Source organism: Evansella clarkii, from assembly GCF_002019695.1.
GTDB classification, from domain to species: Bacteria; Bacillota; Bacilli; order Bacillales; family Salisediminibacteriaceae; genus Evansella; species Evansella clarkii.
On record NZ_KV917376.1, the window covers coordinates 4,031,818 to 4,054,019 of the forward strand.

The 22,202-nt window shown below is 40.8% G+C and carries 26 protein-coding genes; 11 read left to right on the plus strand and 15 right to left on the minus strand.

The features are described 5' to 3' along the window. Nucleotides 1-24: 24 nt before the first annotated feature. On the minus strand, nucleotides 25-453 hold the full coding sequence (locus BK582_RS18915; protein ID WP_078596533.1) for a DinB family protein: 429 nt from the start codon (nucleotides 451-453) through the stop codon (nucleotides 25-27). A 462-nt stretch (nucleotides 454-915) separates the two neighbouring features. On the opposite strand from BK582_RS18915, the gene BK582_RS18920 reads away from it, so the two are divergent. The 3 genes from BK582_RS18920 to BK582_RS18930 all read left to right on the plus strand — a co-directional run bounded on the left by BK582_RS18920 (nucleotide 916) and on the right by BK582_RS18930 (nucleotide 4,213). Next, entirely contained in the window at nucleotides 916-1,515 is a 600-nt protein-coding gene (locus BK582_RS18920) for a LysM peptidoglycan-binding domain-containing protein (protein ID WP_169911136.1), read from the plus strand. Between the two features lie 534 nt (nucleotides 1,516-2,049). Beyond that, nucleotides 2,050-3,609 (plus strand): BCCT family transporter, encoded by a 1,560-nt coding sequence (locus BK582_RS18925; protein ID WP_078596535.1) that lies wholly within the window; start codon nucleotides 2,050-2,052, stop codon nucleotides 3,607-3,609. Between the two features lie 223 nt (nucleotides 3,610-3,832). Next, complete coding sequence (locus BK582_RS18930) at nucleotides 3,833-4,213, plus strand: winged helix-turn-helix transcriptional regulator (protein WP_078596536.1); 381 nt, start codon at nucleotides 3,833-3,835, stop codon at nucleotides 4,211-4,213. A gap of 210 nt (nucleotides 4,214-4,423) precedes the next feature. Here the strand turns inward: BK582_RS18930 and BK582_RS18935 are convergent, their stop codons facing one another. The 4 genes from BK582_RS18935 to BK582_RS18945 all read right to left on the minus strand — a co-directional run bounded on the left by BK582_RS18935 (nucleotide 4,424) and on the right by BK582_RS18945 (nucleotide 6,240). After that, on the minus strand, nucleotides 4,424-5,143 hold the full coding sequence (locus tag BK582_RS18935) for a 3-ketoacyl-ACP reductase (protein WP_078596537.1): 720 nt from the start codon (nucleotides 5,141-5,143) through the stop codon (nucleotides 4,424-4,426). Between the two features lie 120 nt (nucleotides 5,144-5,263). After that, a complete protein-coding gene (locus BK582_RS27210) occupies nucleotides 5,264-5,425 on the minus strand; it encodes a hypothetical protein (protein WP_169911138.1) in 162 nt (53 codons plus the stop codon). Further along, nucleotides 5,418-5,777 (minus strand): hypothetical protein, encoded by a 360-nt coding sequence (locus BK582_RS18940; RefSeq protein WP_078596538.1) that lies wholly within the window; start codon nucleotides 5,775-5,777, stop codon nucleotides 5,418-5,420. Before BK582_RS18940 ends, BK582_RS27210 begins: the two co-directional genes overlap by 8 nt. Before the next feature lie 49 nt (nucleotides 5,778-5,826). Then, a complete protein-coding gene (locus BK582_RS18945; RefSeq protein ID WP_078596539.1) occupies nucleotides 5,827-6,240 on the minus strand; it encodes a hypothetical protein in 414 nt (137 codons plus the stop codon). Nucleotides 6,241-6,648: 408 nt separating this feature from the next. Here BK582_RS18945 and BK582_RS18950 point away from each other — a divergent pair, with 408 nt between their 5' ends. Beyond that, nucleotides 6,649-8,226 carry a flotillin family protein gene (locus BK582_RS18950; RefSeq protein ID WP_078596540.1) on the plus strand — a complete coding sequence of 526 codons (1,578 nt, stop codon included), beginning with the start codon at nucleotides 6,649-6,651 and terminating at the stop codon, nucleotides 8,224-8,226. 191 nt (nucleotides 8,227-8,417) lie between these two features. Here the strand turns inward: BK582_RS18950 and BK582_RS18955 are convergent, their stop codons facing one another. Together BK582_RS18955 and BK582_RS18960 are read right to left on the minus strand one after the other, a co-directional pair. Next, nucleotides 8,418-8,606, minus strand: coding sequence for a hypothetical protein (locus BK582_RS18955; protein WP_078596541.1), 189 nt, complete (start codon nucleotides 8,604-8,606; stop codon nucleotides 8,418-8,420). Nucleotides 8,607-8,682: 76 nt separating this feature from the next. Beyond that, nucleotides 8,683-9,171: a hypothetical protein gene (locus tag BK582_RS18960; RefSeq protein WP_078596542.1), complete on the minus strand. Its 489-nt coding sequence runs from the start codon at nucleotides 9,169-9,171 to the stop codon at nucleotides 8,683-8,685. Between the two features lie 463 nt (nucleotides 9,172-9,634). Here BK582_RS18960 and BK582_RS18970 point away from each other — a divergent pair, with 463 nt between their 5' ends. Further along, the gene (locus tag BK582_RS18970) at nucleotides 9,635-9,829 is read left to right on the plus strand and encodes a hypothetical protein (protein WP_078596544.1); all 195 of its coding nucleotides are present in this window, start codon (nucleotides 9,635-9,637) and stop codon (nucleotides 9,827-9,829) included. Between the two features lie 93 nt (nucleotides 9,830-9,922). Here the strand turns inward: BK582_RS18970 and BK582_RS18975 are convergent, their stop codons facing one another. After that, nucleotides 9,923-10,720 carry an alpha/beta fold hydrolase gene (locus BK582_RS18975; RefSeq protein WP_078596545.1) on the minus strand — a complete coding sequence of 266 codons (798 nt, stop codon included), beginning with the start codon at nucleotides 10,718-10,720 and terminating at the stop codon, nucleotides 9,923-9,925. 174 nt (nucleotides 10,721-10,894) lie between these two features. Here BK582_RS18975 and BK582_RS18980 point away from each other — a divergent pair, with 174 nt between their 5' ends. The 3 genes from BK582_RS18980 to BK582_RS18990 are packed head-to-tail and all read left to right on the plus strand — an operon-like array spanning nucleotide 10,895 to nucleotide 13,208. Then, entirely contained in the window at nucleotides 10,895-11,443 is a 549-nt protein-coding gene (locus BK582_RS18980) for a sigma-70 family RNA polymerase sigma factor (protein ID WP_078596546.1), read from the plus strand. Further along, nucleotides 11,443-11,877, plus strand: a complete 435-nt coding sequence (locus tag BK582_RS18985) for a PadR family transcriptional regulator (protein ID WP_078596547.1) — start codon at nucleotides 11,443-11,445, stop codon at nucleotides 11,875-11,877. The genes BK582_RS18980 and BK582_RS18985 overlap by 1 nt, the downstream gene beginning before the upstream one ends. After that, nucleotides 11,874-13,208, plus strand: a complete 1,335-nt coding sequence (locus BK582_RS18990) for an FtsW/RodA/SpoVE family cell cycle protein (RefSeq protein WP_078596548.1) — start codon at nucleotides 11,874-11,876, stop codon at nucleotides 13,206-13,208. Before BK582_RS18985 ends, BK582_RS18990 begins: the two co-directional genes overlap by 4 nt. Nucleotides 13,209-13,302: 94 nt before the next feature. On the opposite strand, the gene BK582_RS18995 is transcribed toward BK582_RS18990, so the two are convergent. Beyond that, nucleotides 13,303-14,310, minus strand: coding sequence for a TraB/GumN family protein (locus tag BK582_RS18995; RefSeq protein WP_078596549.1), 1,008 nt, complete (start codon nucleotides 14,308-14,310; stop codon nucleotides 13,303-13,305). A 422-nt stretch (nucleotides 14,311-14,732) separates the two neighbouring features. Between BK582_RS18995 and BK582_RS19000 the strand changes: the two genes are divergently transcribed. Next, nucleotides 14,733-15,245, plus strand: coding sequence for a hypothetical protein (locus BK582_RS19000; protein ID WP_078596550.1), 513 nt, complete (start codon nucleotides 14,733-14,735; stop codon nucleotides 15,243-15,245). 257 nt (nucleotides 15,246-15,502) lie between these two features. Beyond that, nucleotides 15,503-15,889: a cytochrome-c oxidase gene (locus tag BK582_RS19005; protein ID WP_177344648.1), complete on the plus strand. Its 387-nt coding sequence runs from the start codon at nucleotides 15,503-15,505 to the stop codon at nucleotides 15,887-15,889. Nucleotides 15,890-16,042: 153 nt separating this feature from the next. On the opposite strand, the gene BK582_RS19010 is transcribed toward BK582_RS19005, so the two are convergent. Further along, on the minus strand, nucleotides 16,043-16,405 hold the full coding sequence (locus BK582_RS19010; RefSeq protein WP_078596551.1) for a hypothetical protein: 363 nt from the start codon (nucleotides 16,403-16,405) through the stop codon (nucleotides 16,043-16,045). Nucleotides 16,406-16,664: 259 nt separating this feature from the next. Between BK582_RS19010 and BK582_RS19015 the strand changes: the two genes are divergently transcribed. Next, complete coding sequence (locus BK582_RS19015; protein WP_078596552.1) at nucleotides 16,665-18,110, plus strand: L,D-transpeptidase; 1,446 nt, start codon at nucleotides 16,665-16,667, stop codon at nucleotides 18,108-18,110. A 297-nt stretch (nucleotides 18,111-18,407) separates the two neighbouring features. Here BK582_RS19015 and BK582_RS19020 read toward each other — a convergent pair whose 3' ends face one another. From BK582_RS19020 to BK582_RS19040, 5 genes are all read right to left on the minus strand, one after another. Further along, on the minus strand, nucleotides 18,408-19,190 hold the full coding sequence (locus tag BK582_RS19020) for a PhzF family phenazine biosynthesis protein (RefSeq protein WP_078596553.1): 783 nt from the start codon (nucleotides 19,188-19,190) through the stop codon (nucleotides 18,408-18,410). 63 nt (nucleotides 19,191-19,253) lie between these two features. Beyond that, on the minus strand, nucleotides 19,254-19,673 hold the full coding sequence (locus tag BK582_RS27215; protein WP_078596554.1) for a hypothetical protein: 420 nt from the start codon (nucleotides 19,671-19,673) through the stop codon (nucleotides 19,254-19,256). 221 nt (nucleotides 19,674-19,894) lie between these two features. After that, on the minus strand, nucleotides 19,895-20,311 hold the full coding sequence (locus tag BK582_RS19030; protein ID WP_078596555.1) for a cytidine deaminase: 417 nt from the start codon (nucleotides 20,309-20,311) through the stop codon (nucleotides 19,895-19,897). Nucleotides 20,312-20,504: 193 nt separating this feature from the next. After that, nucleotides 20,505-21,548 (minus strand): DUF2332 domain-containing protein, encoded by a 1,044-nt coding sequence (locus tag BK582_RS19035; RefSeq protein ID WP_078596556.1) that lies wholly within the window; start codon nucleotides 21,546-21,548, stop codon nucleotides 20,505-20,507. Between the two features lie 23 nt (nucleotides 21,549-21,571). Then, nucleotides 21,572-22,198, minus strand: a complete 627-nt coding sequence (locus tag BK582_RS19040) for a histidine phosphatase family protein (RefSeq protein ID WP_078596557.1) — start codon at nucleotides 22,196-22,198, stop codon at nucleotides 21,572-21,574. Nucleotides 22,199-22,202: the final 4 nt, after the last annotated feature.

A 22,202-nucleotide genomic window follows, 5' to 3' on the forward strand; every position in this document is an offset into this window, starting at 1 on the left:
TTCTACACTCTTGTCTCAACTTTCTCACATTCCCCAGTCCTGTTTCCACAGGGCCGGGACTTCCATCCCTGCCTGTTTCAATGCGACATAATACTGCCCTTGATGAATGCCTTCATGCTGGATTGCCGAGCCAAGTAATTCTGCTGGAGAGATTTCTTCTGCACCCATTTTTATTAGTTGCCTGTCAGTGGCGGCAAATGCATTCGCCAGCTCTTCCATACTTCTGTCTAAGTCACGAACTATATTTTTTCCGGACGGCAGTTTACCAGGGAACTGGACTGTGCCAGTCTGTAACCCATCACTATAGACATCCCTCACCCGGACAATATGTATGAATAATTTTCTCAATGTGCCTAATTCCGGTATGAGCTGAATATCCCAGGCCTTTTCAGGAATCTCTTCTGCCAGAGCGTTCGTACTTCTCGCGGCATACAAAAATCCATTTACAACCATTAATTCATCTCCTATTATTATATTTTTCTATAACACTTCTTTTAGTTCAGGTAATTTCCTTGTTTGAAGAAGATTTGAAGCAAATTAGTTTTTTGATTATATTAAAACTTGAGTGGCAAATATCATTATGAATCAGGAGGCGTTTTATTTTGAAAGCTAAAACAATTGTTGCTTAAAGTGACTCAGGATTTGATAAGAAGTTGAATGCCTTTCTATCCGACCCGGCAATAGAGATAGTAGATGTGAAATTTAGTTCACCTATATTTTCGTATACTGCACTGATTCTCTATAAAGAAATTACCTAATTGCCATTAAATTTATGCTAATGACAGCATTTTTCTTTTTTTACCAGCAACAGTCCAGGGTTAAGTTTAAATGCCGGAGCAAGCGGGTAATATTAAGTTTTAATTTTTCACGGATGTGGAATGCGATTTATATAACACTAAAAAGGAGGAGTTTACTTTGAAGAAAACTTCATTAGTAACCGCCCCCATTTTAGCCGCGGGAGCTATCTTCGGTTTTAGCGGTTTGACCGCTGGAGCTGCAGGTACCTCTACTACAACTGTAGAATCAGGAGATACTTTCTGGATTATAGCACAGGAAAATAATATGACTGTCGATGAAGTGATGGAGCTGAACCATGGTCTCGATCCTTACCACCTCATCCCGGGGACAGAAATTATGCTGGATGACAGTACAGGTGGCAACGGATCAGATAGCGATTTTGATGCTGACACTCATACCGTGGAACAAGGTGAAACCTTTTTCAGCATTGCGCAGCAATACGACGGTGTCACAGCAGATGAATTAAATAATATAAACCACGGAATTGATCCTTACGCTATTCCGGTTGGAACCGAAATCTTACTGGAGAGAATTGACGATTCCGGCGATCCTGGATATGTCGATGGCCCAATAACCCATATGATTGAATCCGGTGAAACATTCTACAGTATCGCTCAGCAGTATGGTAGCGTGACAACCGAAGATCTGATTACAGCCAATCCACATGAAGATCCTTACGCATTGACCGTAGGAGAAACAATCACGGTGCCAGATTAAAAATAAAGTTTAAGGCTTAACGCCCCCGCTATTGGCGGGGGTTCTTTCGGGAATAGAATCGAGTCAACATTGGCTCTCAATTCCTGAATGACACTCTTTCTGGAATCCAACTCGTTCATAACCACATCTCAATTCCTGAATCACCCTCTTTCTGGAATTTAATCCCCTCAACACCTGCTCTCAATTCCAGAACGCGCCCCATCTCGTCTCAACACTCCGGATTTCCTGACTGGTAAAAGCCCCGCCCTAATAAAATTCCCCCGCCAATCCACGAAAACACGAGAATCCACCTCTTATTTGATATATATACTACCTTATCCCTCCACAAGAAAGCAGGATCCACTATATTTACGCATATACAGGTATTTACTAATAGGACATTACTCTTTTTTGTGTTAAAATCAACGCTTGTCGTTTTTTTCGACAAAAAACTCACTTATCCTGTTGATTTTAATAATTTTTGAGATTGGTTCTCCGTACAGTTTCTAAAACTATAAACACAATTGGATATATAACATCTCAGGAGGATCATGAATGTATTCGAAAGCAAAATTTGACTGGCCAGTAATACTCATTAGTGGAGGTTTCTTAGTTCTTTTTGTACTGGCTTCCATTATCAATGCGGATTTTGTCGGCCAGTCAGTAGATACTTTATTTAACTTATCCGCTGATTATTTCGGCCTTTTCTGGCAGCTGCTCATGCTTGTCAGTTTTATAACAGCCATTGGTATCGCTATTTCTAAATATGGGCGGATCAAATTAGGAAAGCGCGACAAACCAGAAATGAGTACCTTTAAATGGATCGCCATCATTATGTGTACATTACTTGCAGGCGGCGGTGTATTCTGGGCTGCTGCAGAACCTATGTATCACTTTATTTCCACACCGCCAATGTATCCTGATATAGAGTCTGGTACAGAGGCAGCTATTGTGCCCGCTCTTTCACAGTCCTTCATGCACTGGGGTTTTCTTGGCTGGGCTATTCTCGGGACTCTTGGTTCCATTGTAATAATGTACGCTCACTACCATAAAGGAATGCCGTTAAAACCACGGGCATTACTTTACCCTATGTTCGGGGAAAAAATTATGAAAAACAGCGCCCTCGGCACAATGGTCGATGCATTTTCTGTAATTGCTGTAGCAGCTGGTACTATTGGCCCTATCGGCTTTTTAGGCCTCCAGGCAGCCTATGGCCTAAATGCGCTGTTTAACGTTCCAAACGTATTTATGACACAGCTGCTTATCATTATCGGTTTAATTACGATTGCATCTGTTTCCGCCGTTACAGGAGTTCACAAAGGAATTCAGATATTAAGCAGGTTTAATATCATTTCTACTTTTGTACTCATTATTGCTGTCCTGATTCTGGGGCCTGGTGCTTTTATCATCGATAATTTCATTGGCAGCTATGGTGTGTATATGAGAGATTTCCTCTCAACAAGCTTATATCGCGGGGACACGGCGTGGCTCTCGTTCTGGACTGTATTTTTCTGGGGCTGGTTTATTGTTTACGGCCCAATGATGGCTATTTTTATAAGCAGAATTTCCCGGGGCCGGACAATTCGTGAATTAATTTTAGCCGTTGCAATAATCGCTCCGATCGTTACTAACTTCTGGTTCACGGTTGTCGGCGGATCAGGGATTTACTACGAGCTGCAAAACGCAGGTTCCGTTTCTGAAGCGTTAAATACTGGAGGGATGCCTGCTGCGATGATCGCCATCGTCACTCAGCTGCCTTTAGGAACAATACTGGCATTTGCATTTCTCCTTGTAACGATTATTTTTGTCGCTACCACAAGTGATTCTATGTCATTTACTATTTCCATGGCAGTTACAGGAAGTGATAATCCATCGAGCTATTTGCGGGTGTTCTGGGCAGTTATCATGGGAGCAGTTGCTGTTGTTCTTCTCTATATTGGTGAAGGAAGTGTTGAAGCGCTCCAGTCCTTTATTGTTGTAACTGCAGTACCAGTATCATTTATATTATTGCCCCTCATCTGGCTCGCGCCAAAAGTTGTTAAGCAACTTGCTGCAGAGCAACCTGAAAGTGAAATGGAAGATACTAAAATAGATACGAATAAAAAAGCAGTGTAAATTTAAAGCGCCTGGCACCGGAAGAAATTCCGTGAGCAGGCGCCTTTTTTATTTACTCAGTTCATTGAAAATAATCCATAATACAAAAAATGCGGGGTAATGTTAAAACTCTTTTTTTACCTAGTATATAAGCTCATTTTATAAAACCGCGGCCGCCTTGTGCTATAATAGTCAAGCATTATCCTGAAAATAGCCAGAGACCGTAAACATAAGGAGTTTAAATATGGCAGTTGATACTTTACGAAAAGAAGTAAAAGAAAAACTTGTAAATGGTGACTTCCATTGTGAGAAGGAATTAACCTTATCTATTATCAGCGGTAAATGGAAGGTTGTTATTTTGTGGCATCTGGGTGTAGAGGGACCTCACCGTTTTAGTGAGCTGCAAAAACTGTTTCCAAAAATCTCTCATAAAACACTTGCCAATCAATTACGGGAACTGATGGAAGACGGGATCATTCACAGAGAAGTATATCCTGAAATGCCTCCAAAGGTTGTCTACTCCATGACTGACCTGGGGATGACACTTCTGCCCATTGTAGAAATGATGTATGAATGGGGTAAAAACCGTATTGAACAAATGAAAGAAATGGATATTATAAAGTGAACCTTCAATCAGTGGGAGGGGGGTATTTAACCCCCACTGATTGTTAGTTGAACCAATCGGGATGTTAGCGTCCGTTATCTCCCGCCTAAACCTCTTCGCTTCCACTCCTGTTTTGAGGCAGGAGTTTTACGGACGGTTACATCGGGATAAATGAAGGAAAAAAGGGTGAATCTGAAGACTAAACAGATCACCCTTTTTCTAATTTTTTTCTTATGGATTTGTAGACCATAATCCTGCTGATTTGATGAACACACGAGGATGGAGCTTCAGCTGGGAAACAATAAATTCGGCTAAATCCTCCGGCTGCATCACTTTTTCCGGATTTCCGTCTGTCAGATTCTCTTTATATGCCAGCTCTGTAGCAACAGTACTTGGAGTTAAAGCAGTAACACGGATGTTGTGCTTTCTGACTTCCATTGCCAGTGACTCAGTTAAACCAAGAAGGCCGAATTTAGATGCGCTGTAGGCGCTTGTAACAGGAGCACCTTTTTGGCCGGCAGTGGATGAAACATTAATGATATCTCCGCCATTATTATCAATAAGCTGAGGAAGAACTGTTCTTGTTACGTAATAAGCACCCATTAAGTTAACGTCGATCATATTTTTCCATTCTTCAGGTGAAAGCTCGAGGAAACCTCCGAATTTTCCGGTTCCTGCATTATTAATTAATATATCAAAGGAGCCCAGTTCCTCTGTGAGTGAATCAACAGCCTTCTCCACTTCCTCAAGGTTAGAAACATCAGCTGCAGCGTATGCCACTTTTACACCATGCTGTTCAATCTCAGCCGCAACATTTTTCAAATCAGCCTCTGTTCTGGCAAATAGGCCAATGTTTACTCCTTCCTTTGCAAGAGCAATAGCAGCCGCTTTTCCGATTCCTTTACCGCTGCCGGTAATCAGAGCCGTTTTCCCATTAATTGATTGTCCCATATGAAATTACCTCTTTTCTTAAATAAAAATGCCTGTTTATTGTTCGCATTTATAATTGTACAGAGGTGCTGCCCACATGTGAAGAATGCACATTTTTTTCCGCAGGTTACCTAAAGGTAACTATTGATGATCGGCAATTACTCCGGTAGGGATAGTTCCGCTTGAAAAAACAACATCCTTACCCTTTCTAACTTGATTCTTACTATGCCGCAGAACTAATGCGACATCATTAAAAAGACCCGCCAGATGTGAATCTGCCAGATCGATTTTATTATTATTCACTTGTAAACTCCCCTATAGTTTCCTTGTCGTCCCCAATCGTGTATACAGTAAATGTTACCTTAGTCCCTTCCTCAATTACACTATCCTTCAGTTGATTTTTTGCATCCTCTGACAACCGGTAAACTTTATCCACGCCATTAACAGTAATTATAATCTCATCTTCGGACTCGATACTTTTTACGGTACCGGAAACTTCTGGTGGTTCCTCTCCGGCAAGCATGATACCACTGGCATTTCCACCGGATTCAGACTCTCCTTGATCATTTTCGTTATCTGCAGAAGCACATCCACCTAAAACCGCCAGAATAAAAATAATAGTAAGAGTCATTGCAAGCCATCTTTTGCTTAACATATTTCCTTCCTCCCGCAAGTAATAATTTTTTTCATGCAAAAAGCTATGTCTAATCCCCTATAACTTCCAGCGCAAAGTTATAGAATGCATCACCGTTTGATACATTTTCCCTTTCTTCGTCCATCCACCACACACCATAAGAGTAGTAATAGGTCCCGCTTTTTTCAGGCGCTTTGAATACGTTACTTTCTGTCTTCACCTCTTCCTCTCTTCCATCCTCAGTAAGCTGCATAAGATGGAATTCATTTGGTTCTGGTATATAGCTTATAACAAATTTAATTTCTTCCCCTGGTCTGGTTTCTATCGGTGCCTCCCCTTTCAGCAGCTCCACAGGACCAGCTGTATCAACACACTCGCCTGTGTTTTTATACGACCAGCAGTACGTACCTAATACGGTGGGATATACCTCACCATCAATTTCAATTTGAGCCTCCGGCGGGTGTGGAAATTGCATGTTCTCCATGTGATTTTCCAGCTTCTGATTCAACGGCCGAACAGCTGGCCAAAACAAAAACAAAAGACAGTAATATTAAATGCCATATTCTCATTTTCAGCCCTCCTGCTGTATAAGACGGCTAAAAATGGAAAGTAGTTTCTCAAGAAAAAATTATATTTTGTAACACGCTCATCTATTTTATTAAAAAGATATATAACTGAATCATTTCATAATTCAAGTTTTCAAATCCTATATATGAAATTCATCCAACTGTAATTTTTATAACAATTCACCCAATTATAACCAGAAAAGTGTTAAACTGATAGAGTAAATCATATAAAACTTAGTATACGAAAAGGAGGGCAATACAGAATATTGGGAACCTTTCTCGGTCTCCCTCGTAAGTATACTAACTAAGAAAATGGGGGGAATTATATGTTTGGCGCATTAGGCGTATTTTCGATTGTAATTGTGTTAATTATTCTTGCTGCGTTTGTAGGTTTACTTTACTTTTTCTGGTACAAATTCAGGTACAAAACTGCCAGATCGAACCAGGCGTTAATTATTGCAGGACCTAAGCTTGGCGATCCGGAAAAAGAAACGAATATTTTTACCGATAATGAAGGCCGTTCCATTAAAATCATCCGAGGCGGCGGGCATCTGCTGAAGTTACACCAGACCGCCACACCAGTTGACTTAACTTCATTTCAGCTGAAACTGAGAACGCCACGGGTTTTTACAAATGGCGGTGTGCCAATTGTCGCTGATGCTGTTGCCATGGTTACAGTATCAGAAACATTAAAAGGAATCGCTATATACGCAGAGCAGTTTCTTGGAAAAAAACAAAGTGAAATTGAAGAAGAAATCGGCGAGGTTTTAAACGCAAACCTCCGGGCTATTTTATCTAAGATGACAGTTGAAGAAATTAACGCGGACAGAGAGAAGTTTAACGAGGATGTACGTTATGTTGCCCAGACTCAGCTTGATTCTATGGGCTTTAAAATTACTTCTCTTGGTTTGACAGATCTGTCAGATGCAGATAAAGAGAATGGCTACCTTGAAAACTTAGGCCGTCCGCAAATTGCAAAAGTACGTAAAGAAGCGGAACTGGCGGAATCTGACAGCGAGAGAGAAACACGCATACATAGAGCCAACAACGATAAAGAAGCTAAGGAACAGGAATACCAGCGCCAGATTGAGATTGCGGAAGCGCTTAAAGAGAAGGACCTGAAAGACGCGGCAATCAAAGAACAGACAGAACGGGCGAGAGCTAAGTCCGAACAGTCGTATGAGCTGGAAAGAACAAGGCTTAATAAACAAGTGCAGGAAGAACAACTGAAACTCAATGCCCAAAAAACAGAAGAAGAACTTCGTATTAAACATATTGAGCGTGAACGTGCTGTTAAACTCGAAGAAGAAGAAGCGAAAGTTCGTAAGGCTAAGGCTGACGCTGATTTCTATGAAACTACGAGAAAGGCAGAAGCAGAAGCGGAAAAAGCCCGTATCGACGGGGAAACTCAGGCTAAGATTGAACGTGACCGGGGTCTTGCCGAAGCAGATGTTATTCGTGAGAAAGGTCAGGCGGAAGCGGAAGCTAAACGTCTTCTTGCAGAAGCGATTGCCCAGCACGGCGAAGTTGTCATTGTTGAGAAACTTATCGAAATGCTTCCTCTCTATGCAAAAGAAATCGCGGCACCTCTATCCAATATCGACTCTGTGAAAATTATTGATACAGGAAACGGTAATGGAACCGCCGCTTACGGCAAATCTATCACAAACACGATGACCCAGATTCAGGAACCGTTAAAGGAACTAACAGGACTGGATGTCTCACAGCTGTTAACCGACCTGGTTAACCGAGGCAATACTCATACAGTTGTCCGTTCGGAAGAAGCCGGCGCTAAGCAATCCGGCAGTGACAATGCTGGAAATATTAATGACGGATCCCGGACCGGCCTCGGTAACACCAACGGGTCAGGCAGCACTCCTCAGAGAGATGGGGAATCGGAATAACCGCTATGAAATATACGTAAAAAAGCCGGGAATTTTTATTTCCTGGCTTTTTTTCAGTGTTTAATCTTGAGGTCGCAGTATTGGCGTTTCTGCTTTTTCAAGAATTGGGTAACCGATTTCGAGAATGGACCATGCCTTTTCGAGAATAAAACTTCGATACGGGAATTAGCCCCTCAATATTACATGCAAACTTATACAAAATAATTTACAAGCGGAATGACGACCAGCACAACAACGGCACACTGAACTAATGAAATGATAATATCTCTTTTCCAGGTACTTTTCCTCCGGTAGCCATGTAATAATCTTTGAAAAAACAAAAACAGACCCCATGTGGATAAAAAAGCTAAAATATAATAAACAATTTCTAGAAAAGTCATCTTCGTTCTCCTTATCTGTCAATATTATAATATTAGTCCTTAGTCAGGGGCCTGGTATTGTTAGGGAACTCCCTGCTTATTCATATCCCCCTTCAGGTTCAGGAAGTGCCTGGTATTCTTCCCGTGTCCTTATGGTCTCTGCGTGCAGCTCCTCCATAAATCTCTCCCAGCGGTTAATAGCTCTCGTTTCACAGGCACTGTTCCATCTGAGATGATATTCCTCCCCCGCTGCTGTCATCTGAAGTACATACCTGTTGTGCGGCTCCTGACAAGTGGTCCCCCCTTCTTCTTCCGGCAGGCTTAATACGTCTAAATTTCTGAACTCATCATATATATTTTTCTTCTCTTCTTCAGAAAGCACAAACTCAATCGTTTCATTTTCGGCGATTATCATATCTTTTGTGTACGTATTTTCATAAGTATTAAGCTCGTTAGCTGCTGCAATGCCATACTTCAGGGAAAAATTAAAGTCGCCAGGTTTCTCTTTAGGCAGCGCTTGACTTGTAGTGTTGCAGCCACTGTTAAAAATGCTGAACAGTAAAATGATAAAGAACAGTTTTTTCATATTTTTCCCCACCATGTATTATTTGTTCTCACGTCTTGCCTGCTGCTTTCGGTTATAAATATCTTTTTTCAGAAATTTAAAAAGTTCCGGGATACCGTAAAAAACAGTAATACCAATAATAAAAGAAAGAAATATCTCCGCACTTATCACATTTGTAAGATAAAGAGTGACAAAACTAATTAAAACTATTATCCTCCAGTAAAATAACCATCTTATTTTGTAACCCCCAATTAAAGACAAGCAGACTTGATGTATAGTTAAATACCGCTGTCCACTTTAATATTAACATAAATTTACATATAGTTATCTGAAATTTCCAGCAAATTGCTAAAAGATTTGTGAAAGAAGATTAACATCTATCAGAATATTATATGGTATAATTTGGATTATCAGAGGTTACAAAGTAACAGTCACAAAAATATGTGTAGAAGCTAAGGTGACTTTACATTTAGGGGGAAGTTCAGTGGTGACAGAGTTTAACTTAATCGATATTATCTATCAGGTATTTGCTTTAATTATTCCTGTGTCTATTATTATTTTAATTATTTATTTTGTACGTTCAACAAGGAAGAAAAGTGAACAGTTGAAAAAAATTGAACAGAAGATAAATGATTTAGATAAAAAAGTAAACTCACTTTCAGCAAACGATGAGCGCTAAGTGGCAAGTAGATAGAAAGATTGGGACTCCCTCATTTCCAGGAGTCCCAATTAATTAACGCTAACCGTTTGTATTTTTTTTAATATTCCCCTTTCACTCTTGAGAAGAAGGAACCATCCAGTTCTTCAGACTCTTGATTATTCCGTTTACTTCATCAGAAGTTCTGACGGCTACCTGGTGGTCGATCCCCTCCACCCTTATACTCCTTACATTCGGCAGTTTTTTTTCAAACAGCCTCTGGTATTTAAAAAAGAAGATATCCAGAGTTCCGTGAACTACTGCCACAGGGCATGTAATCTCAGGGAGCCTGTCTGTAGCGTTATAATATCTGCCGCTCCGAAAAAGACTTTTTACTATTTTAGGATTAGAAGAATTAATACTCTTAAAAACCTTCTTCCTGTGTTTTTTTGCTCCTATGCCTATAGTATGCGAGAGCGAAAGTACTACAGCCAATAGCTTAATAATATGGAAGGTTCCGAGAAATTCCACAATCCGGATGCCTAATGAAAGTACAGGTGTACTCACTTCTGAAAAACTTGTCAATAAGATGACCCCCGCCGTTCTTTCAGGATATGAAAGGGCGAAATCCTGTGCCGCCACTCCGCCCATGGAATATCCGCAAACGATCACTTTGTACAGTTTCAAATGGTCTGCCAGTGCCCGGATATCCTCTGTCCAGTCGGAAATCGTATAATCTTCTCTTGTTCCGTCAGTGCTTTTCCCGCTGCCTCTGTTATCAAAAGTAATAACCTGGAAATGGTTTTTCAACTTTTTCTGATGGTCGTAAAATGTGCCTGCCCCCATACCAGGAGGGCAAATAAATATAATTGGCGGACCTTCCCCTGTTGTTTCGTAATATAAAGCAGCTCCGTCAGAATGAAAGTAAGGCATAGTGACTCTCCTGTCCTCTGTTTAAAGATTCACTGTTCAAATGATTACTATGTAAAATACCTTTCTGTAAAATCTTTTAAACTAAGTCAGTATCATCTGAAAGAATGCTGATTAATTATTCAAACCAGAAGCGCTATAGTTTCGTCTAAATTATTAGGAAGAGGTGAAACAGAGATGAACGAACCAGAGCAAATGGAGGCGGGATTTGAAAATTTTGATGAAAGAGTTCAAATAATTGATAAGTTAATGGATGAATACAGCGATGCGATATTACATCTTGTTTATACATATGTGAAAAACGAGACAACAGCAGAAGATTTAACTCAGGAAATTTTTATTAAATGTTTTGAGAAGCTGCATCAATTCAATGAGCGGTCTACTTTAAAAACCTGGCTGTACCGGATTGCCAGTAATCATTGCAAAGACTACTTAAAGAGCTGGCACTACCGAAAAATTACCCTTAACGATAAGATTTTCGACTATATACCTTCCATGTCAAAAACGGAAGACGAAATAATTGCTAAGGATGAGGAAGATATATTAGCGAAGGCAGTAATGGAGCTGCCGTTAAAATATCGGGAAGTCGTTTTTCTCCATTATTACGAGGAACTTACTCTAAAGGAGATCAGTAAGATCACAGCAATGAACCCTAATACTTTAAAAACCAGATTAAAACGTGCGAAAGAAATTCTCAGGCATAAGATGACAAAGGAGGCAGAATAATGGGCGACCCATTTACTAATCTGAAAAGCGCTTTGAAGAAAACAGTTTTTAAGGATATCTCCTTTTCTGAAGAAAGAAAAACTGCCGTAAGGAATTCACTACAGGAAAGTCCGTCCAGTACGCAACTCCATTCCTGGAAGGAAGAAACTCTCAAGACTATTCTCGAATCGCTCAAGCAGGAAGCTAAAGACGGGTATGAAATTTCCAGTCTCCTTTTTCAGAAAAATGACTCGAGTTTCCGAAATAAGGAAGGTGAGCTCTATACTCTGCTGCATTTGCTGGAAAACAAAAGTATTATTGCCGCCCGCTGGTATGATGAAAAAAAATATTACTCACTCACTGGAAAAGGGAAAAAAATTTTGGCTGTTACAAGACGAGAAAAATCTCCACAGCAAACCTCCCTTAAACAACTGATTCTGGAGGCTTCTATATGAGCCTTGTAAACTTTGATGAATTTCTGAATAAGGTAACCTCCAGAATTAAGTCTAAAGAGGCTCACTCGTTCATAAAAAAGGAGCTGACTAATCACCTTAAAGAGCTAAGCGAGTCGTTTCAAAAGCGTGGCATTCCAAAAAAAGAAGCACATGAGATGGCAATTCAGTCTATGGGCAACCCTTTTACAATCGGAGAACGTTTAAACCGGATACACCGCCCCAAAATGGACTGGTTCCTTGTTTCTCTGTTTATTATTATTGCTAGCTCAAGTTTCCTTCTTCTCCTTGGCGGAATTCCTGGCATATCACTCTCTGGGGCAACCTACCTGGTCAGGCAGGCAATCTGGTATGGCATTGCTTTCGCAGTAATTCTTAGTTTTTTGTTTTTTGATTACAGTAAATTAAAGGATTGGTGGGGGTGTTTATATTTAAGCGGGGTAGGCCTCCTCATTTATACATTACTTTTCGGAACATATATTCAGGGTATGATTAGATGGATTTCTGTTGGTCCCATTATGGTTGATTCCTCAATACTCAGCTTATTTTTATTTTTTATTGCCTGGGCTGGAATAATGAGTAACATTAATAATTTCAGCAGCTTGAGGAAGCAGGCATTGCTCGTCATGATGGCCTGGGTTCCTGTCATACTTTTTGCTTTAATGCCGCATTACATTTTTTCAATCATTTATATTTGTTTTGTTTTAACTATGTTTGCTTTTTCTCACGTTGAGAAGAAAATAGCTTTAACTTTTGCAGGAGCCAACATAACAATAGGGATGCTGGTCCCTGCAGCGATTTTGATTTCTTCCAGAGATGTTTATTTTTATTATCGTTTCTCTGCCTTCTTTGATCCATCTTCCGACCAACTCGGTTTAGGTTATATGTACATTATCGTTAGAGAAGTTTTGAGTAATGCCGGATGGTTCGGCAATGGTTTTACACGTGACGTAAACATCCAGTCTCTTCCTGGACTTCACACCGACTTCGCTTTTATTTATCTTGTTTATACAATGGGGTGGCTGTTCGGTATATTTCTGTGCCTTATCCTGCTGCTTTTCATTTTTCGAATCTCTTTTAATGCATTCAGGACGAAGGACATGTTCGGCAGGTTGTTAGTTTTAGGGGGGGCTGTACTATTCACTGTCCCAGCATGCTGGAATATACTGATGGGATTAGGCATTGTTCCCATTATCGGTATCTCCCTCCCGCTGGTCAGTTATGGCGGTCTAATGTTAATGCTTTATGCTGCTGTCCTCGGTCTGATTTTGAATGTATACAGGAGAAAGGATATTGTGGAGACCTCGATGCACTACACTAGCAGCAGAAAATGAATTGCCGGGAGCTGATTAGCACCCGGCTTTCTATTGGGAAACTGCTTAGTTATGTTTCTTCAGCACCTTTATTAAATTATGCAGCTCAAGACAACTATTCTACTTCAAAACCTTTGTCCTGAAGCAGCTCAATAATGTTCTCTGGACCAAAGAAGTGAGCGGCACCAGCTATCACAAAATAAGTGCTTTCTTCATCGCCCTCTAAAAATCCGATAATGCTTTCAGCCATTTCTTCATTTCTTTCAGTTAACAGGAGCCGCTGGAATTCCGGCAGGTTATCGTTGCTAAAATAAGTATCCTTCACCCAATTAGCAAAAGCCTGTGAATCTCCATCCATCCAATAACTTATAGCTTCGTCATAGATAGCTTCGTTGCCTTCCTTGATAACATGGACCGTCCACCGCAAAAGTTCCTCCTGCTCCTCTTCCGGTAGCTGGTCATAAACAAATGGCGGGAACTCTGCCTCAAGTCCTTTCAAAACCATACTTCCAGACATTTTGTCGATGAAATATTCTTCCACTCCCACATTATAATCATACTTTACCTGTCCCCAGAGCTGTTCAAGAAGCAGATGTACCGACCAAGGTTTCATATTTTGGATATCTTTGTCTGTGAGCTCAACTTGAGGAAGCACTACCTGGATCTCCTTATATAGTTTCTCCGAAATATGCTCTTCTAGCATCTCGCCTTCTTCTAGATACTGTAACTCTGTAAACTTAGAAAACGCCGTTTCAAGTTCGTCCGAAATCAAATCGTATTCAAGTACAAGATAATCTGACCGGAGGAACGCTTCTTCAATATCGCTGTTCATCGGGTACATTTCTTCCGTGCCGGCATGAAAAGAACCAAGCATGTAAACTGTATTTTTTCCATTAATTGTTTTCCAGAAAAGCCCCTCGCTCCCATTCTTCGCTTTGTTGTCCGGCTGATTTTCCGTTTGTTGTTTCCCATCTTTTGTATCAACATGCTTATCATCACTTTTTTCTTCCTCAACATCGGTTTCCTGAGCCACTGCCGAATCTGTATCCGGCCCTTCATTTTCCGTACACCCTGCAATGATGATAAAACTTAATAATATGATCAGAGCTATGTAATATTTCATTTGCAGCCCCTTTCTGGAATTAATATTTCTCTTTAAAACTATTAAACTGCCTTTTTACAATATATTACATTGTTATTTTCCATATAAAGTAAAAAATCCTCTGGACTCACTTAGTTATCGGCGAAACCGATGAGTTTATCGGCGAAATTCTTAATATATCGGCGAATCCGGTGAGTTTATCGGCGAAATCCTCATTTTATCGGCGACGCGCCAATAAAGCCGCCCTAACCCTACACTAAATTACCTGGCCACCTCCCTCCCCCCCTTTCCTACAAAATATCCCTCCCCAATCCCCAGAGACAAAAATTCATACATAAAAAGCAGGCAGGCGGGGAAACGTATTAGTAGCAGACTTAGTTTTTACACATAGAATTTTCAAAGCTTCTTTGTCTGGGGGGAAATCTTACTAGAAGGTGGATAATATGAGTCGATTTAAGTCAACGTATAAAGAGTGGTACCTTCTGTCTTTTCTCCACCTTTCCATGGGCGGGACGGTGGCATTTGCCATCTTTCTCCACGGAAAGCCGGGAGCTGCCGCAGGTTTGTTCTTACTCCTGTTGACCGCTTGCATTTACTGGTGGAAACAAGTGTATGAATATAACCAAAAGCTGGACAGGAAGGCACACTTATATGTGGAAACCCCTCTGTTAAACGAACAGCAAAAGCATTTTTTCGTATTTGGCTTCCGGGAGGATTTAAATTATCCGAAGAAAAGAGTCTTTTACTTCAGAGAAAACGCCAGAAAAGTGTTTTATCACTTTGAACATAAGATTCAGAACGATGTGCCATTAAATAAAAAAGAACAATATATTCTCAATATGTTTCTCATTGGCCAGCTCGACCTGAGCATGATCTATTTCCGGTTTGAGGAAATGTTTAAAAACAAGCAAGCTTCAGTTTTTAATAATGAGATAAACCTGGAGTCAAATATGTAAAAAAGGGACCGGCATGCTTTCCAGCTTGCCGGTTTTCCTATGCTTTTTAATCCGGCAAAAGATTTTCGACAAATGCAACTGTCGATTAATTTTTTTCATTTAAAATATCCGCTGCAAATATATTTAACTACAGTTCAACGAGGTGACATGGAAGTCGTCTGTTGGCATTGTTCAGACAGATGTTATTGCCAGGGCTGGTTACCAGCTGCAGGAGTGAATTAAAAGTCGTCCCAATCAAAAAAGAGGAGATGAGCATCTTGGGGTATCACTTCATTAGAATTTCCGTGCTTTATTTTGTAGTGGGAGTCCTCCTCGGTCTTTACATGTCTATGACTTATAATTTTTCTTTTACCGGCGTCCATGCCCATGTTAATTTGCTAGGCTGGACTTCCATGACACTGGCAGGCATCCTGTATGTGCTTTTTCCGAAAGCAGGACGAAGCATTTTAGGAAAAATTCACTTCATCCTCCACAATATTGGTCTGCTCATAATGATGGTTGCTCTGTTTACTCTAGTACAGACAGGCTATGAAGCATTAGGGCCTGTCATTGGAATTGGCGGAATATCCTTGATTATTGGTGTTATTCTTTTTGCGATTAACATATTCAGGAATATGACTCCGGAAAATTTGCAGAAAGGTTAGCTAAACAAATTATCTAACCCTATAGAATAGTGCTAAAACCAGCCCCCTTCAGGTGCCGCATAAGGGGGCCTTGCTCTGGAAGATTTCCGGGACTTTATCTGCAGGATACTTACCATGCGTACAAAATAATAACAGCTCCAGTACCTTTCCTTTTTAATCAGCGAACACAACCGTTACTCCTTTTCTATCCTCTACGTGTATTTGAAATGGCGGGGAAATTTTGTCGGAAAGCAGACGGACCAGGTGATTCGCGATAAATTCTGTATTTTTATCAGCAGAGTCAAGGGTGGTTTCTATCACCAGTTCGTCCGCGAAAAATCTAAAGCCGGAAATCTCCAGCCCCTCAATATCGGCGCTTAATATTATTTCGGTTATAGAGCTGGCAGCCAGGTCAAGGTTTTTCCTGTTAACTTTCAAAGCTTTCTCTACTTCAACACGTTCTGCAAACCTGATTATGCCAGTGGCTCCCACAGCAATAACAACAGCAATAATGCCAATGAAAATGATATGCCGCATTAAAACAGCTCCTTTCTTAAAATAAATCTATGTACATGCATGGGGGAATATCCTCCACACTCTGTAATTTCACAAAATAAAGCTGGCTCGTAAGCCCCCTCAATCCGTACCAGGACGAAAGAAAATATTCTTAACCAAAAACTTCTCCAACTTACAAAATACGACAGACTAATCGCTGACTTTCTAGTACAATAAGATTAATAGTGTAACAGGAATATTTTCCAGACAGAGAAGTGTATGGTTTTAGGGGGGAATTATTATGGGATACCCATTAGAACAAGCAGTGGAAGAGGTTGCTCCTCCGAAAAAGGTATCTTTGAAGTGGTATAAAAACTGGATGATTATCACAGCAGCAATTATTCTTATTATTGCGCTTTCTGCTGCGGGAATGTTTTATTATCAGACAACGCATTTTAATTCGAATGTAGACATTAATGAGGTCGATGTCAGTGGACTGACAGCCGAACAGGCATTAAGTAAATTACAGGCGACAGTTTTAACGAATGAGATTTACATTGGAGATCAGCTCGTTTTAGCCGGAGAAGAAACTAACATGGCTTATACAGAAGCAGATTTGCCTGAAATTAAGAGTTTACTGGAAAGCCAGTACACATTTTTCCCATCTTCCGAGGCTACATCGTTCCATATCATGCCAGTGGAAACAGACAGCTACCGCGATGAAGAATTGAGAAGTGAACTGGAACAGACACTCCTCGCTATGAATCAGGATCTGGAGGCCCCTGTAGATGCAGAGGCATATATAGAAAATGGAGAAATTCTTATTTCCGAAAGTGCTGCAGGAGAACAGTTTGATATTAGCGGCTTGCTGGTTCAGTATGACAAGCAGGAATATACGCACAACTTTTATCTGGAGGCAGAATATCTGCAGCCAGTTACAGAGGACAGTGACTTCGTCGCCTCCCAGGTGGAACGCCTTGAAGACTTTCTTAACCATACTGTTGAATATGAAATCCAGGATCAGGTCTACTCCTTACAGGCCGGCGAGCTTATAAGCGATGCTGCATTATCAGACGAGATGGAAGTTGTTATACATGGGGATACGATCCACGACACTGTCTCGGAAATCAGCGGCACTCATTCCACCTTAGGGAAAGATTTCACCTTTACAACTCACTCAGGTTCCGTCATATCTGTGGAAGGTAAAGGATACGGCTGGGCTCTTGAAACAGAAAAAGAGGCAGAAGCCATTCACGCTGCGTTTGTAAATGGGGAAAAATCAATTTCCGCTTCCAATACGTACGGAAATGGCTGGCAGGGTGAAGGCTACGGATTTGACGTTACATCAAACGACGGCATTGGTGGCACTTATGCAGAGGTTTCCCTGGCTGAGCAGCGAATGTGGATCTACAAAGACGGTGAACTTGTTGTAACGACTAATGTAGTTACGGGAAATGAAAGCACAGACCGTGGAACATTGCCAGGTGTATGGTATATCCTTTATAAGACCACCGATTATACACTTAATGGCGTTGCTGCAGACGGAGAAAGGTACGCTACAGATGTAAAATACTGGGCGCCATTCACCAATAGCGGCCAGGGATTTCACGACGCTGACTGGAGGACCAATTGGTCAGGTAACGCTTACTTGAATGCAGGGTCCAATGGTTGTGTTAACATTCCTCCAGACGTTATGAAAAAAGTGTACGATAACTTAAGCACATACGACCCGGTTGTTATCTATTAAAATAGCAAAACAGGAAATCGTCAGCGATTTCCTGTTTTTTTATATCTTTGTTTTAGACCTGTTCAAAACTTAAAAGCATTTTTGAATCTCTTAAACCAGCAGGAATGCGGATTGAGCAGGCGGTTCGTGAATCGGATTACCAATATCGTTGATTGGCGGGTCCTTTTCACTGATTGAACCCTCTATTTCGTTGATTGGCCCACCTTTTCGTTGATTGAATACCTTTTAGCTAAAATCATATACCTGGCAGGTTTTCATCCAGCTAACTGTCTAGCTTAAAACCTGCACCTGCGGAAACTAACTTATTGTAATATACCCTTCTAAATAAGTAACTGCCTGCCCTGCTAATTTTATTTTGTCGCCCAGATCAGTGCAGTATATCGTTCCTCCTCTTTCTGACAGCTGTTTTGCTTTAAATTCATTTTTACCCAGCTGCTGTTTCCAGTATGGCACTAGTGTACAATGGGTGGAACCTGTGACCGGATCTTCTTCTATCCCTAACCTCGGGGCGAAAAATCTTGATACGAAATCTGCGTCTGTGCCTTTTGCTGTGACGATTACTCCTGCTGCATCCAGCTTTTTCAGCTCACTCATGTCAGGGTTAAAGTCTAAGACGTCCTGTTCTGTTTCAAAAACAGCCATGTAATCCCTTGATTTATATAACTCCATAGGCTTCTTCCCCAATCCTTTTATAAGTTCCTCAGGAGCGTCGCATTTTTCTCCAGGACGTGAAGGAAAAAGTAATGTTAACAGATCGTCTTCCTTTGTGACCTCTAATATTCCGCTTTTTGTGCTGAAGCTGATTGATGAAACAGTTTTATCAAGATATGTATATATAACAAATGCTGAAGCTAATGTTGCATGCCCGCACAAATCTATTTCACCAGTAAGCGTAAACCATCTAAGACCGTAACCCTCTCCCTCTTTAACAAAAAAAGCAGTTTCCGGGAGATTGTTTTCGGCGGCTATTTTCTGCATTAAATCATCGCTGATCCACTCTTCCAGGGGACAGACAGCCGCGTAATTCCCTTTAAATTGTTCACTAGTGAATGCATCAATCTGGTAAATTGGAAGCTTCATTTTTAAGTAACTCCTTTCCGCCTGATTAGTTTACATAATAATATTACAGTAAATCAAATGCGTTCACATACTGGTAATCCCTATGATCAGTATTCCAAAAGCCGCGACCCAAAAGCAGAAGATGGCACCAAGACCTGCATACAGAGGAAACTTTAACAGGTGGAAAAGCGCAAAGAACATACAAACTAACGGCAAATAGAAGTGAACAAGGATAAACCCTTGGCCATCGAAATATGGGCTGTCATCCGGCAATAATGTATACCCTCCCGCTAACCAGTAAGTAAGCGTAATAAAAACTAAGCCCAGTAACACGCTGTATATGTAAAATCCAGGCCCTTTCTTATGTTTTGTGCTTTTTCTTCCTGCAAATTTTATAAGCATGAATCCTATTGCTGTTATAAACAGCATTAACACCAAAAATATTACTGAAAATGGAATAATAACAGGCCCGCTCCTTTCTTTTATTGCACGCTCATCCTGCATATAATTGTTCTGTAATTGGAACTATATGAAACAGGAGGTGAGGTCTATGACTTCGCAAAAAAATCAACGTATGAATGGCTTTAAATATAGTATCTGGAACACACGCATAAATAAAAAGCACCTTAAGAGAATAAGAAATTCTCCTCTCTTAAGAGGAAATCTTCCACACAAACCAGATAATTAGTTCTTGAAAAAATTCATGGACGCAAGCTCAAAATTCTTTAATACTTTTCCGGTAAAAGTTCCAGAATGTTACATTTAACAAGTTCATTTTTGTAAAAAATAATGACCTCAATGTCTTTCCCATAATCACTGATTAACTCCCGGCACATGCCGCATGGGGAAACAACCCAGCATTTTTCTATATTTTCATGAGGATGGGGGTGAGCTACCGCTACAATTGTTTCAAACTCATGCTCCCCTTCAGATATAGATTTACCAATTGCCATAGCCTCGCCGCAAACCGTTATCCTCCCTACATTCGCCTCTACATGCACAGCCGAAAAAATGGTTCCTGTCTTCGATCTGACTGCCGCTCCAATATGATGCCTGCCATATACATAGTTTGTTTCAATAACCTTTTCCGCTTCTTTAATAAGCTCATAATCTTTATTTTCAAGTGGTTTAGTTTTTAACATACAGATCACATTCCTCTAACAGATTTAAGGGCAGGTAAAAAAACTTGCATCCATTGAGTGGTGCGAGTGCAGCATTTCAAGTAACGCAAGACCTTCTTGCATGCCCTGAGTTTTCTTTTTACCACACCTCATGTAACGCAAGACCGCCTCCCGCTGGCTATACAGGTCTATTTTTTTCGAAACCGCTCCCAGGCTATTTCCCAGACTGTTCTGAATCTAACTCCCATGTAAACCATCTTCCATGCCCGTCAGTCTCCCCGATTTTTTTTCTAAAACCCTTACCCCCGATATAAAAATCAAGGTGCAGGTCTCCATCAAAAATATTATTATAGAGGTGGAAAATTTCTCTCTTTGCTCCGATCAGCTCGACGTCCCTTAGAAGCGTCGCCTTACTTTCCTGAGGCATTTGATTTGCCACGTGTGTATGAAAAACACAAATTGCGTATTCCTCTGAAATATTTTTTTCCAGTTCCATGAGTAACTCTGTCCCATCCCCTTCGATAAGAGTGACAGATGATCTCTTCACATATTCTGCGGCACTTGAAAGCATTTCTCTTCTATCCTCATGCTCCGGCCAGATTAGTGCTTGGAGCCAGAGATATTCGTCCTCATTCGCCAGGTCAATTATATTAAGATCCACGCCAATTCGGACAGCTACCGGAGGGCTGCCCATATAAACAGCCGGGGAGTAGTCCCCTCTCACTTCCGAAGTAATAGTAACATTTGACTGAGTATTGCCAAATATCTCATTCGTTCCATATGAATAACTGTATTTATCCCATAACAGCTGGAGGCCAGCGCTTGTCCCTATTTCAATGAGAGCCAATGGCTTTTTTACAGTCTCATAAATATAATTGAAAACAGGATACAGATATGAACAGCGCCTCACTTCGTTTGTCTGGACCAGCCTGTTTTTCAGCAGGCTGATTATTTCTTCTTTGTTTTCCATGCAAAAATTCCTGAAGTATGGATATACTTCTTCAGTATTTTGCGGTTCCTCCTCGATGCTCGGATAAAAATACTTCAGCTTATGATCATTACCCCTGAGCAATAAATAATGAACTGACCCCAACAGCAAATTAGGGACAGGCTGTCCTGGCTCCGATTGAGAGGCTAGTTCTAAAATTTCTTTATCTTGTGCGATCTGTAAAGACAAGTACTCATACAATTCACTTGACCCACTGCACTCTTCTGTTGCAAATCTATTAAATTTATTTGCCAGTTTTCCATAGTCCATAAAGGTTCCGCCTTTCCATATTGTTAATTCGTTCCCTGCACATCCAGCCTGTGTGAAATATCTCCTTCAATAATTATGTTACAGCCCCGTCCGTCAATCTCTGCAATCGTCAGGCTTGTATCATGTATGTAAGGCGGATCCCACAGCTTTTCTAATGGCAGCTCCTTAAAAATAGCTGACAGCATTTTTATTACCGCAGAATGTGTCACAATCAGAACGTTTCCTGAAGGATGAGTTCCCTCTGCATTTTTTAAAAATGCAGTAAGTCTGTTTCTTAATTCCTCATAGCTTTCTCCACCTTGTGGTTCGTAAAAATGAGGTGCATTCCAGAATAAATGAAAGCGATCCGGGTCCGTTTTCTCGATTTCTGTAACGGTCCGGCCCTCCCATTCTCCAAGATGTATTTCCTTTAAATTGTCTTCCAATATAACTGGCAATTCTCTCTCACCTTTAATTAACTCGGCGGTTAGCCGTGCCCGTTTGCTCGGACTGGAATAAATCGCCGCAAAATCAGTATCCTTTAATCTATCTCTGAGAAGTTCGGCGTTTCTCACGCCATTTTCCGTCAGCTCAGAATCTCCCCATCCCTGCATTCTTTTTTCTGTATTCCAAACAGTTTCCCCGTGCCTTGTTATATACAGCTTCAGCATAATT